This window comes from Umezawaea sp., assembly GCF_057122925.1.
Genome location: NZ_DBNGPQ010000186.1, coordinates 1 through 12909 on the forward strand (window position 1 = coordinate 1; position 12909 = coordinate 12909).

At 73.5% G+C, this 12909-nt stretch carries 5 protein-coding genes; 1 reads left to right on the top strand and 4 read right to left on the bottom strand.

Annotated elements, in window-relative coordinates; all coding sequences use genetic code 11:
- Window positions 1-8 precede the first annotated feature (8 nt).
- The gene (locus AC156L_RS41065; protein WP_330881824.1) at window positions 9-1091 is read right to left on the bottom strand and encodes a VanZ family protein; all 1083 of its coding nucleotides are present in this window, start codon (window positions 1089-1091) and stop codon (window positions 9-11) included.
- A gap of 120 nt (window positions 1092-1211) precedes the next feature.
- The gene (locus AC156L_RS41070; RefSeq protein WP_330881826.1) at window positions 1212-4844 is read right to left on the bottom strand and encodes a BTAD domain-containing putative transcriptional regulator; all 3633 of its coding nucleotides are present in this window, start codon (window positions 4842-4844) and stop codon (window positions 1212-1214) included.
- Window positions 4845-5280: 436 nt separating this feature from the next.
- Here AC156L_RS41070 and AC156L_RS41075 point away from each other — a divergent pair, with 436 nt between their 5' ends.
- Window positions 5281-5904 (top strand): helix-turn-helix transcriptional regulator, encoded by a 624-nt coding sequence (locus AC156L_RS41075; protein WP_330881828.1) that lies wholly within the window; start codon window positions 5281-5283, stop codon window positions 5902-5904.
- Between the two features lie 322 nt (window positions 5905-6226).
- Here AC156L_RS41075 and AC156L_RS41080 read toward each other — a convergent pair whose 3' ends face one another.
- Window positions 6227-9925: a BTAD domain-containing putative transcriptional regulator gene (locus AC156L_RS41080; protein WP_330881830.1), complete on the bottom strand. Its 3699-nt coding sequence runs from the start codon at window positions 9923-9925 to the stop codon at window positions 6227-6229.
- 98 nt (window positions 9926-10023) lie between these two features.
- Complete coding sequence (locus AC156L_RS41085; RefSeq protein ID WP_330881832.1) at window positions 10024-12864, bottom strand: AfsR/SARP family transcriptional regulator; 2841 nt, start codon at window positions 12862-12864, stop codon at window positions 10024-10026.
- Window positions 12865-12909: the final 45 nt, after the last annotated feature.

Genomic DNA, 12909 nt, shown 5'->3' on the forward strand with positions numbered 1-12909 from the left:
GCAGGCGGTCAGCGCGCTGCCAGAGGGGTGCGCACCGGTGCCAGCAGCACGCCGCGGGTGCCCGCCACGCGTTCGTTCCAGCCCAGCTGGTCGCGGCGGAACGCCGGGGTGGCGAAGGAGCCCAGCAGCACCAGCGCCACGGCGGCCAGGTCGAGGCCGAAGCCGGTCCAGCTGGTGAGGTGCGGGGACAGCAGCACCGAGTAGGCGACCAGTCCGGTCACGCCCAGGAGTTCGCGCACCGCGACCCTCGCCGGGGACGGACGGCCGCCGTCCAGGGCGCGCATGCGGTAGCGCATCAGCCTGCTGCCCAGGGTCCAGCCGCCGGTGGCGGCGGGCAGGACCACGCGCAGGGCCACCGCCAGGCCCACCTGGAGCCACCCGTTCGTCGGGAAGAGGAGCCGGGCGAGCACCAGGAACACCACGGCGTCCGCCGCCAGCGCCAGCGCCTTGCGCGGCACGCTCACCGTGCCGGGGCGGACCACCGCCTCGTCGGGGTCCGGCAGCGCGGGCACGACGATCGCCACCGGGGCGATCATCCAGCCGAGCAGGGAGCCGGAGGTGTTGGAGATGAGGTCGTCGACGTCGGAGATGCGGTAGGGGCACGGGTAGATGCCCATGTTCCCGGTGTACTGCACCACTTCCACGATGAGCGAGACGCCGAGACCGATGAACACGGTGGCCAGCACGCCCTTGCCGTAGGCCTTGCGCAGCACGATCCCCAGCGGGACGAACAGGGCGGCGTTGAAGGCCTGCTGGACGAACGCCGAGGACGTGGCCATGGCGACGACACCGGACCGGCCGTAGGCCTCCATGTTGTTGCGCATGTCCGTCACCCACTGGAACGGGACGGTCGAGAGCATCTGGTCGCCCTGGCACAGGTTCGCCCGGTCGGGGAACGGCAGGAAGATCAGGGCCATCGCCACCAGGCCGTAGGCCATCAGGCCGTAGAGCACGACCGCGCGACGCGGCTCGATCCGGCCGAACCGGTAGTAGTGCAGCGCCACGAGGGGCAGCAGCACCAGCGCGCCGATCCCCACGAAGGCCAAGAAGCCGGTGCGGATGTTCTCCAGGTACGAGCTCAGCATGTCCATCCGTTCCACGGTCGTGCGCGTGGGACGTCTCTACCCCCGCGCACCTCGGCGGAAACACGAATGGGAGCTGTTGCGCCGAACGGTAGCCACCGCTGCGGCGGACGCACCGCGGACGGTCCGTCAGGCGGTGGGAACGCGTCCCGCGTGCCGCTGCACCACCCGGCGGGTCACGCCCAGGCGGGAGTCGACGCCGAGCTTCTCCAGCAGCCTGGTCACGTGGACCTGCACGGTGTTGCGGGACATGCTCAACCTCGTCGCGATGTCCGAGTTCGGCCAGCCCGCCGCGATCAGGTCCGCCACGCGCCGCTCGACCTGGTCCAGCGGGCGGCCGTCGACCGCGCTGCGGCCGCCCACCCGCCAGCGGATGCCGAACGGCTTGAGCCGCGACTCGGCGCGGCGCACGTCCCAGGCCGCTTCCAGTCCTGTGTAGACGGTCAGTGCGTCGTAGAACGCGGTGTGCGCGTCCTCGGTGCGGCCCTCCGCCGCGAGCAGCACGGCCCTGTCCTCCGACACGGCGGCCTGCTCGACCTTGCGGCCGACGGTGCCGAAGTGCTTGGCGACCGCCGCCAGCGCGACCGGGTCGCGGTCGACCAGCGCCCGGCACCACTGCGCCGCGACCGCGGCCCGTGCCGGTGACTGCTCGCGGTCCGCGCCCCGCTGGCACAGGGCGAGCGCGCTCCGCGCGACACCGGTCTCGCCGAGGTCCAGCGCGAGCCGCGTCAGGCGCGGCAGCCACTGGTGGCGCGGGACCAGCGGCGGGTAGTCGTCGCCGAGCAGCGGCAGCAGCGCGCTCAGCGCCTCGTCCTGGCGGTCGAGCTGCTCGGCGGCGAGCGACGTCGCCATCGACAGGAAGTCGTCGCGGACCACGGCGGAGGACCGCTCGTACTCGGCCGCGGACTTGAGGTGCGTCTCCAGCGCCGTCGAGTCGTCGCGGTGCGCCGCGATCAGCGCGCGCACGCCGTGCAGCAGCCGGATCGAGCCGTGCTGCCGCACCGCGTGGAAGGTGATCTCCGGGCGGTCGCGCACCACCGCGTCCAGCTCCGCCAGCGCCTCGTCCCACCGGCCGAGCCAGTAGTGGTGCACGGCGGCGGGCAGGTGCGGTCCGCTGGACAGGCCGCGCTGGACGACGGTGTTGCGGGCACCGTCCAGCGTCCGGCCCGCCTCGTCCATCTCGTCGAGGTTGTGCAGGGTGTGGACCCTGTCCTCGGCCAGGCACAGCTCCAGGTCCACGTGCGCCGCGTCGCCCGCCAGCGCCGCGAGCGCCTCCTGCACGTGGGCCAGCGCGTCGCGGTGCCTGCCCTGCGCCGACGCCTCCTCCCACAGCCGCTCCGCGGCGAACGCGCGGGAGAACGGGTCCTCGCGGACCACTGTGGACGGTGCGACCGCGGCCAGCAGAGCACGGTGCCTCGCCCGCCAGCGGTCGGGCACGGACGGGTCGGCCGACACCTGCCGCAGCGCCGCCGCCGCGCGCTCGCCCTCGCCCGAGCCGTGGTCGAGGTAGGCGAGCACGAGCCGCATCTCGGCGGCCCGGTTCGGGTCGTCGGTCGTGGCCAGCACGGACCGGGCGTCCGTCGCGGGGCACTCGCCCAGCCAGAACCGCAGCCGCACCAACCGGGTGGTCAGCGCCTCGCGCGCCCGGTCCCGCAGGCTCGGGTCCGTCACGGCGCCCGCCAGCAGCTCGGCCGCGAGGGCGGGCGACCGGCCCGCGACGGCGTTCGTGTGCGAGAGCAGCCACTGCGCGACCCACGCGTCCGCCGGGACGGGCCCGCCGAGCAGCTGCTCCGCCACCCGTTCCACGTGCGCGCCCGCGGTGTCCAGGGTCTCGGCGGACTGCCGGTGCAGCGCGACCCGCACGGTCTTGGGGATCGCCTCGTACAGCGCGCGCCGCACGAGCGTGTGCCGGAACGCGAACCGCTGGCCGGACTCGCCGATCACGCCCGCCGCGGACGCCTCCTCGACGGCGGGCAGCAGCTCGGAGGCCTGCTTGCCCATGACCGTGGCGAGGTCGCTGAGGTCGAACTCGACGCCGAGCAGCGCGGCCCACCGCAGCGCGTCCCTGGTCGTGTCGTCGAGGTGGTCGAGCCGCCTGGTCACCACCGTGTTCACCGTCGGCTGCGCCGGGTACCGGGCGCGGTCGTGCGCGATGTCCGCGACGCCGTCGAACACGGCCACGGCGTCGTCGCGCACCAGGGCGTCGACGATCTCCTCCAGGTAGCGGGGGTTGCCGCCCGCGCAGTCGGTCGTGGCGAGCAGTTCGGCACCGGGCTCGGTGCCGAGCAGCCTGCGGACCAGCTCGGCCGAGGCGGCGTCGTCCAGCGGGTCGAGGCGCAGCAGCTCGCCGCCGCCCATCGACACCATCGTCCGCAGCGGGTCCAGCTCGGCCCGCCGCGGGTGCGGCCTGCACGAGCCGACGAGCAGCAGCGGCAGGTGCCGGGTCGCCTTCGCGAGCCGGTGCCACACCAGCAGGCTGGCGTCGTCGCCCCACTGGAGGTCTTCGAGCACCAGCACGACCGGACCGTCCGCGCACAGCTCGTCGACGAACCCGACGACGCGGTCCACCAGGCCGATCAGCCGGTCGACCGCCACCAGCACGGTGTCCTCGGACTCCCACGGGTACGCGGGCTCGACCGCGCGGCCCGGCAGCCCCGTCGCGAACTCGGCCCGGCGCGGGTCCGGCGACAGCGAGTCGATGTCCAGGCAGGCCAGGACCATGCTCAGCGGGAAGCGCCTGCCGACCTCGTCTCCCGCGTGCCACAGCACCTCGCAGCCCCGGTCGACCGCGTCGGCCAGACCGGTCGCCAGCAGGGCGGACTTGCCGACGCCCGGCTCGCCCTCGACCCACACGGCCGTGCCCCTGCCCGCCTGCACGTCGTGCAGCGCGGTGCGCAGCGCGGACAGCTCGGCCTCGCGGCCGACGAACACCGCCGGGTACGGCGGGATCGGCGACCGGGGCCCGACGGCGGGCGCGCCGCCCGCGCGCTCGTGGGCCGCGGTGATCTCGTCGTGGACCTTGCGCAGCTTCGCGCCCGGCTCGATGCCGAGCTGCTCGACCAGGACCTCCCTGGTCTCCCGGAACACCTCCAGCGCTTCGAGCCCGCGCCCGGAGCGGTGCAGCGCCAGCATCAGCAGCGCCCTCGGCGTCTCGCGCAGCGGGTAGGCGGTGCTCAGGTCGAACAGCTCGTCGACGGCGGCCGTGAGGTCGCCCGACTCCAGCATGATCTCGGCCCTGCGCTCCAGGACGTCGAGGTGCAGCTCGGCGAGCCTGCCCCGGTGCAGCGCGGCGAACGGGCCGTCGATGCCGGTGAGCGCGTCGCCGCGCCACAGCACGAGCGCCGCGTCCAGCGCCGCCCTGGCGCCCGCCGCGTCCCTGCGGTCCCAGCACTGCTGCGCCACCTCGCGCAGCCGGTCGAACTCGCGCACGTCCAGCAGGCCCGGTTCCAGCCGCAGGCTGTACCCGGAGCCCGCCGACACCAGCATCTGCCCGCCCGTCCACTTGGAACGGACGGGTTCGAGCGCGCGCCGCAGCCGGGAGACGTAGGTGTAGAGGCTGCTGTCGACGGCGCCGGGAGGGGACTCGCCCCAGATGGCGTCGACCAGCTCCTCGCGGGTCACGACCTGGTTCGCGCGCATCGCCAGCACGGTGAACAGCGCCCGCTGCCGCGCGGAGCCCAGCGCCAGCTCGGTGTCCCCGCGCCACGCGCGCACCGCGCCCAGCAACTGGACCCGCAGCGGTTCGGCTGACTCCGTCGACATCTCCGCCGCTCCTGGTTCGCAACGCGTCCGCTGACCCACGCGGGCACCGCTGGTGCCAGAAGTCCACTTTACCGGTCGTGAGGCCGAAAACCCTTGCGTTGAAAAGGCAACATCGTTGATGAATGACGGGTCAAGGGCCTCGGGAAGGGCTTACCCGCCAGTACCTTGACGAGTTCCGACGAAATGAGACGGAGTTTGCAAGGTCGTGGAGGCGGCGTCGAGAACGGTGAGGGCGGAAGTGCTTCCGGGCAGGCATCGCAGGTCAAAAGGCCACGATGTATCAAAACCGCGTGACAGTTCGAGGCTCGTGGGGCACGCTCTCATAGTAAGTTCACGCGTCGTCAAGACTGCGGCGTCCGTCGCGCGCGCGTCGTCAAGAGTTCATAGAGGTCGCTTGGCCACACTTCGATTCAGAGATCGAAGTGTGGAGGCACTCATGGCACGGGTACGGGTCGTCGTACACAGCACGGACCCCATGACCTACGTGGGGCTGACGAGCTACCTCAAGTCACGCCCCGAAATGGTCGTCGTCGAGAAGCACGAAGCAGGTCACGCGGACGTCGCCGTGTTCTCGACCGAGCGGCTCACGTCGGAGGCCATGAACCGGCTCCGGGCGCTCTCGGCGGAACGCACGGTGCCCACCGTCCTGATGGCGAGCGAACTCACCGAGGCGCCGCTGCTCGCGGTGGTGGAGTGCGGTGTGGTCGCGATCCTGCCCAGGAGCGCGGTGACCGGTGACCAGCTGGTGGACAGCATCATGGCCGCCGCCGCGGGCAACGGCGTGATGCCGCGCGACATCCTCGGCAAGCTGCTCAAGAGGGTGGAGATGCTCCAGCGGGAGGTGCTCGCGCCCAACGGGCTCAACGTCGCGGGCCTGGAGCCGCGCGAGGTCGACGTCCTGCGGCTGATCGCCGAGGGGTGGGGCACCGACGAAATCGCGAAAGAACTTCAGTATTCGGAGAGGACCGTCAAGAACGTCATCTACAACGTCACGAACCGCTTGAAGCTGCGCAACCGCGCGCACGCCGTCGCATACGCGTTGCGCGCGGGCGTCATCTGACACGCGAATGTTCGTATAGTTCACGTAAGTTCGTTTCGTTCACCGAGTGACCTTTAGTTCGTTCACCGTTTGACCTAATTGCCGCCGAGGAACCGCGCGCCGCCACGTGAGCGCACCGGTCCGGCGGACACCGTTTTTTCGGGAACGGCGATCGACCGCACGATCGCCGGCAGGAGAGGAACGCGCACCGGTACGGGTGCGCGTTGGACGGACCGGGGCGACCGCACGCCCCGGTCATTCGTCTGTCAGGGTCCTTGTGCACGTGCATCTGCTCAGCACCACGCCGTACGGGATGACCGCGCCGCGAAGTGGGACGCGACCGTCAGCGACCGGTGGCCGAGCGACCCAGCTCGTGGTGGCGTTCGGCGATCTGCGACCTCGACCGCACGCCGAGCTTCCCGAGTATCCGGGTGACGTGGGCCTGGACCATGCGGCGCGGCAGGGACAGCCGGACCGCGATGTCCGGGTTGGACTGACCGCTCGCGACCAGCTCGGCGATCCGGCGCTCGACCGGGGTGAGCGTGTCCCAGCCTCCGGTCGCGCGAGCGGACGCGGCGACCTCGTGGCGGATCCCGAACTCGTCCATCCTGGCCTGGGCCCTCGCCAGGTCCCACCTGGCGTCCAGCTCGGTGAAGATCTCCGCCGCCTCGGCGTAGGCCGCACGGGCGTCCGCCCGCTTCCCGGCCTTCGCCAGCAGCAGGGACGCCTCGTCCAGCGCCGCCGCCAGCTCCACCCGGCGACCCACCTGGCGGTAGTGGCTCACGGCCACGAGCGCCGGCTCGGGGTCACCGGTCACCAGCGCCTTGCACCGGTGCAGCGCGGTGTACGCCCGCGTCGGCACGGACTCGCGGGCCGCCTCCATCTCGGCGACCTCCATGACCTCGGCCACCCGCTCGTGGTCGCCGACGTCCAGCGCGAGCCGCAGGATGTCCGGCAGCCACTGGTGCCGCAGCATCATGTCGGCGTACGCCGGGTTCAGGATCCGCTTCACGGCGTCCAGGCCTCGCCGCACGTCGCCGCCCTGCACGGCGGCGAGGGAGCGGGCCAGCAGGAGGAAGTCGCACGCCTCGCGCTCGGCCGCCGTGACGACCAGCAGCTGGTCGGCCGCGTCCAGGTGCGCGGCGGACGTGGCGCTGTCGTGGCGGTGCAGCGCGATCAGCGCGGACACGCCGTGCAGCAGCAGGCCGTTCGGGCCGGGGTCGACCAGGCCGCTGTAGCTGATGGCGGGGCCGTCCTCGGAGACCGTGTCCAGTGCGAGCAGGGCCTCGTCCCAGCGGCCGGTCCAGTAGTGGTGCACCGCCGCCGAGATCTGGGGCCCGACCGGCAGGCCGTGCTTCACGGTCAGCTCGTCCACGGTGGCCAGCGCGACGTCGACCTCGTCGAGCTGGTCGAGGTTCTGGAGCGTGAACATCTTGTTGTCGAGCAGGTTGAAGTACATCCCGGCCAGCTCGGGCGAGTCCACGACCGCGGCGATGGCGTCGTCCACGTACCGCAGGGCGGCCCGGTGGTTGCGCCGCACCGACTCGACCAGCCACAGCGTCTGGAGCGCGTGCGCGATCAGGTAGGCGTCGCCGTTCGCGACGGCCTCGGCGTGCGCCGCCTTGCCGCTCACCTCCGCCTCGTCGATGTAGGTCACGTCGCGGCGCAGGTGCGCCAGCAGCGACTTGTGCCGGAGCTGCCAGATCTTCGGCACCGACGGGTCGACCTCGACCTCGGTCAGCGTGCGGAGCGCCAGTTCCCGCTTGTCCTGCCGCAGCAGCGTGGCCGCGAGCAGCTGGCGCAGCTCGGCCGAGCGCGCCGGGTCGGTGGAGATCGCCAGCGCCTGCCGCGCCTCGGCGTCGGGGTTGCGGGCCAGGCGGAACAGGACGCGCACCAGCGCCGTGAGCAGCAGCTCCCGGTTCGGGTCCCCCGGCCCGACCAGGTCGAGCGACTGCTCCAGCAGGTCGGCGGCGATCAGCGGCGCCCGGTTCGACAGCTCCGCCGCGCTCCCGATGAGCCAGTCGCCGACCCACGGGTCGAGGTCCGACGCGGCGGCCACGAGCTGCTCCGCGACGCGGCTCGGCGGCGCGTCCGCCTCGGCCAGCGCCTTCGCGGCCTGCTTGTGCAGCACCCCGCGCATCGGGGCGGTGATGCTGACGTACACGGCTTCGCGCAGCAGCGGGTGCCGGAACACCAGCCGCGGCTCGCCGTGGCCGAGCACGTTCGCGGCCATCGCGTCCTTGACCGCGCGGGCCACCTCGGGCACCAGGCGGCCGGACAGGCTCGCGATCTGCGCGATCGTGGCCTCGGCACCGAGGACGGCGGCCCACCGCAGCACCTCGCGGGTGCGTTCGGGCAGGGACTGGGACGTCCGCTGCACGGCGGCGAACAGGGTGCGCGGCGCGTCGTCGGCCTGCGCCTCGTCCACGTGCGCCACGCCGTCGATCAGGTCGACGGCCTGCTCGCGGACCAGCGCGCCCACCATCTCCCGCAGGTACAGCGGGTTGCCCGCGGCCCGCGCGGTCAGCCTGCGCAGCAGGTGGCCGGGGCGACCGCCGACCAGGTCCGCGGTCATCGAGTCCACGTCGGCGTAGGTCAGCGGTTCGAGGACCAGCACGTCGCCGTCGTTGGCGCGGACGCGGGAGCGGAGCTGGTCCAGCTCCGTGCGGCCGTGACGCGACCGCGAGCAGGTGACCAGCAGCAGCGGCAGCTGGCGGGTGGCGGCGGCCAGGCGCCGCCACAGCGACACCGAGGACTCGTCCGCCCACTGGAGGTCGTCGAGCACCAGCACGGTCGGCGCCCGGTGGCACATCCGGTCGACCAGGGCGAGCAGCCGGTCCACCGCGCTCTGGATCGGGTCGTCGTCATCGGTGCCTCGGCTGCTCGGCTCGCCCGTGCGGAGCCTGCGGGCCAGGTCGGCGCGGTCGGGGTCCGAAGAGGACTGGTCGACGCCGAGGCATTCGAGCAGCACCTGGAGGGGGAACCGGCCCGCCAGCTCGTCGGCGACCGCCCAGCCGACGTGGCAGCCGAGGTGCTCGGCGTCCGCGAGGCCGACGGCCAGCAGTTCGGTCTTGCCGATGCCCGGCTCGCCCTCGATCCACACCGTGCCGCCGACGCCCGCCGCGACGTCGACCAGCCGGGCGCGCAGGCGGTCGGTCTCGGCCTCGCGGCCGACGAAGACCTGGCTGTTGGCCTGCCGCAGCACGCTCGGAGCCTGCGGCTCCTCCTCCGGCTCGTCCTCGACGGAGTCGGCGGGGCTCGCGGCCTCCTCGCCGCTGAGCACCACGGCGTGCGCGTGCCGCAGCGCGGGACCGGGCTTCGTGCCGAGTTCGCGCATCAGGGTCTCGCGCGCGTCGCGGAACACCGCCAGCGCCTCGGCCTGCCGTCCGCCCCGGCTCAGCGCGATCATCAGCAGCGCCCGCAGCGACTCGCGCAGCGGGTAGTCCTGCACCAGCGCGCCCAGTTCGGCGGCCAGCTCGACGTGCGCGCCCAGCACCAGTCGGGACGTGGCCAGCGCTTCCACCGCGGCGACCCGGCGTTCGGCCCAGCGGGTGCGCATGTGGTCGGCGAACGGGCCCGGCACACCGGAGAAGGGCTCGCCGCGGAACAGGCCCAGCGCCTGCTCCAGCGTGCCCGCCGCGCCGCGGTGGTCACCGGAGCCCGCCAGGGTCTGCGAGCGGGTGAACAGCTTGTCGAACGCCACCGTGTCGACCCGGTGCGGGTCGAGCCGCAGCGCGTAGCCGTGCTTGGTGGAGAACAGCGTCTCCTTGCTGTCGGCCACCCCGGCCTCGGCGAGGGCGCGACGCAGCGCGGAGACGTAGGTGTAGACGCTGCCGGGGGCGCTGACCGGTGCGGACTCGCCCCACACCTGGTCGATCAGCTCCTCGCGGGAGACCGCCTGGCCCGCGCGCGAGGCGAGCACGGCGAACACGGCTCGCTGCCTGCTGGGGCCCAGTGGGATCTCGACACCGCCGAGCACCGCGCGGACCGGGCCCAGCAGCTCGACGTGCACCTGCTTGCCGCTCGTTTCCTGCACCTTCACTGTTTTCCTCAAGGCGTCGGTGTGCTCATCTGCTGGACGGTCACCCCCGGACGCCTCTGGTGCCGAATGGGGCACGGGGGCGCAGCGGGGTCAAAGTATCAGGCCTGATCCAGTCGGGCGATCCTCTCCCGGACCTCGTCCGCCGAGAACAGGGACGGTCCGACCCCTGCCATGCGGCCGTTCTCGATGAGGTCCGCCGCCTCGGACCACACCGCGCGGGCCTCGGTGCCCGCGCCGGAGCCCGCCAGCGCGTCGCCCATCAGCACCAGGCCCTCGACCTCCCCGACCAGGCTGGCCTGCGCGCGGTGCAGTTCCACCGCGCGCCGGAAGCAGGTGATCGCCTCCCCGTGCCCGCCGAGGCTCGCGTGCGCCGCACCGAGTTCCGACCAGCAGTTCGCCTCGCCGTGGAGGTCGCCCGCGAGGCGGAACGTGGACATGGCCCGGTCCAACAGCTCCAGCGCCTCGTCGGAACGGTCGAGGCGCAGCGCGCACACCCCCATGCCCTCCAGCGCGATGGCCACGCCCTGCGGGTGGTCCATGTCCTGGTACAGCGCGTGGGCGCGCCGGTAGTGCGCGAACGCCGTGGGGTGGTCGCCCCCGTCGCCGCGGCCCCGCCTGGCCAGCACGTCGCCGATGTTGCGCTGCACGTAGGCCTGCTCGCCGACCCAGCCCAGCTCGGCGAGCAGCTCCTCGGTGGCGCGCAGGACCTCCAGCGACCGGTCGACGTCGCCGGTGAAGTAGTGCGCGCCTGCCAGGCTGCGCAACGTCCGGGCCTCGCCGACCCGGTCGCCCGTGCCGCGCGCGGCGGCCAGCGCCGCGGTCATCGTCGCGGCCCACGACAGGTGCATGCCCCTGCGCTGGAAGAACTCCTGCATGTCCAGCGCCACCTGCCACGCGTGGTCGCCGAACCCGTCGGCCGGGGCGTGCTCGACGAAGTCGTGCAGCACGTCGTGCTCCGCGAAGAACCACGCCATCGCGCGGTCGGCGTTCGGCGCCGTCTCCGGTGTCACGCCGGGCGCGGGCTCCCCGATCGGCACGGCCGCCTGGTGGGGCTTGAGCAGCAGGCGGACGGCGTGGGCGGAGTGCAGGTAGTGGTCGGCCGTCCGCCGCCGCGCCGCCGCGCGGTCCTCCTCGGTGTCCAGCTCCTCGCCCAGCTCCAACCCGTAGGCGCGCACCAGGTCGTGGAACTGGAACCGGCCGGGCAGGTGCTCGGTCACCAGCCGGGTGCGGTTCAGCTCGGCGAGCGCTGCCCGCGTCGTCCTCGGGTCCTCGCCGAGGACGCTGGCGCTCGCGGCGAGCGAGATGTCCGGCCCCCTGGTGTGCGCGAGCAGCCGGAACAACCGGGCGGCGCGGGGGCTCAGCGTGCGGTAGGACCAGGAGAACACCGCCCGCAGGTCGCTCGTGTCGTCGTAGGCGAACGCGTCCAGGCCGCCCTGCGCGTCGCGCAGCTCCCTGGCGATGGCGCTCAGCGGCACGTCCGGGTACGTCGCCGCGCGGGCGGCCACGATGGCCAGCGCGAGCGGCAGCCGTCCGCACATCCCCACGATCCGGTCGACCGCGTCGGGTTCGCGCGCGCTGCGGGCCTCGCCCAGCCGCAGCGCCACCATCGCGCGGGCCTCGCGGACCGGCATGGGGTCCAGCGTGAACGTCTGGCCGCCCTCGGTGGCGACGAGCCCGGTGAGCCTGTCGCGGCTGGTCACGATCGCCAGGCAGTCGGGAGAACCGGGGATCAGCGGCAGCACGTGCTCGACGTCGCGGGCGTTGTCCAGCACCACCAGCATCCTCTTGCCCTTGAGGAGGCTCCGGTACAGGCCGGTCTGCGCGTCGAGGTCCGCCGGGATCCGGCTGCTCGGCGTGCCCAGCGCGTAGAGGAAACCGCGCAGCGCCTCCGCCGTCTCCATCACCGAGCCGCTCGGGTCGTAGCCGCGCAGGTTGACGAACAGCTGGCCGTCCGGGAAGTCGGCGACCACGTCGTAGGCGAGCCGGACCGCGACCGTCGTCTTGCCCGCTCCCGGCATGCCGTCGATGAGGGCCAGCGACATCGGCCGGTCCGGGTCGCGCAGCGACGCCACCATCCCGGCCAGCTCGGCGTCGCGCCCGCTGAACGTCGCCAGGTCCTTCGGCAGCTGGGCGGGGCGGACCGCGACGGGCTCGGGGGAGTCGCCGCCGAGCGCCTTCTGGTGGGCCGCCCGCAGCCGGGCACCGGGGTCGATGCCCAGCTGGTCGGCCAGTCGCTCCACCAGCGACCGGTACACCCCGACCGCCTCGGCCCGCGCCCCCGACGCGGCCAGAGCGAGGATCAGCCTGGCGTGCAGCTCCTCGTTCAGCGGGTCGAGCGGGGACACCTTGCGCAGCAGGGGGAGCACGTCCCGCGCGGCGCCGCAGCGCAGCGCCGTGTCGGCCGCCTCGACCGCCGCCGACACGCGTTCGCGGTCCAGCGCGGCGAAGTCCTGGTCCTCCAGCGGTCCCCGCCGCAACCCGTGCGCGCACGGGCCGTGCCACAGCTCGACCGCGTCGGTGAACAGCCGCAGCGCCTCGACGTCCGAGCCCCGCGCGGCGGCGGCACGGGCACCCGCCACGAGCTGCCGGAACCGCGGCACGTCGGACGACGCCGCGTCGACCCGCAGCCGGTAGCCACCGCCGTCGCGCAGCAGCCACCCGCCCGCCGCGCGCAGCGGCAGGTCCGGTTCCAGCACCCTGCGCATCTGGCCGACGTGCCGGTGCACGACGTTCGCCGCGCTCGCGGGGGCGTCGTCGCCCCACAGCGCCGCGATCAGCTCACCGAGGCCGACGGGCTGGTCCGGGTGCACCAGCAGCACCGCGAGGAGCAGGCGCTGCTGCCGCGGCCCGAGGTCCAGTTCGTCGTCCCCGTGCCACGCCCGCAGCGGACCGAGCACGGAGAACCGGATCCGCGAGGAGCCGCCGTGCGCGGTCGACATCCCGGCAACCCCCCCTCGCGTTCCGCGCGCCGCTACCCCGGTGAA

Excerpts from the sequence above, each read along its gene's own strand:
- AC156L_RS41065 (WP_330881824.1), bottom strand. The coding sequence starts at position 1,091 with ATGGACATGCTGAGCTCGTACCTGGAGAACATCCGCACCGGCTTCTTG.
- AC156L_RS41070 (WP_330881826.1), bottom strand. The coding sequence starts at position 4,844 with ATGTCGACGGAGTCAGCCGAACCGCTGCGGGTCCAGTTGCTGGGCGCG.
- AC156L_RS41075 (WP_330881828.1), top strand. The coding sequence starts at position 5,281 with ATGGCACGGGTACGGGTCGTCGTACACAGCACGGACCCCATGACCTAC.
- AC156L_RS41085 (WP_330881832.1), bottom strand. The coding sequence starts at position 12,864 with ATGTCGACCGCGCACGGCGGCTCCTCGCGGATCCGGTTCTCCGTGCTC.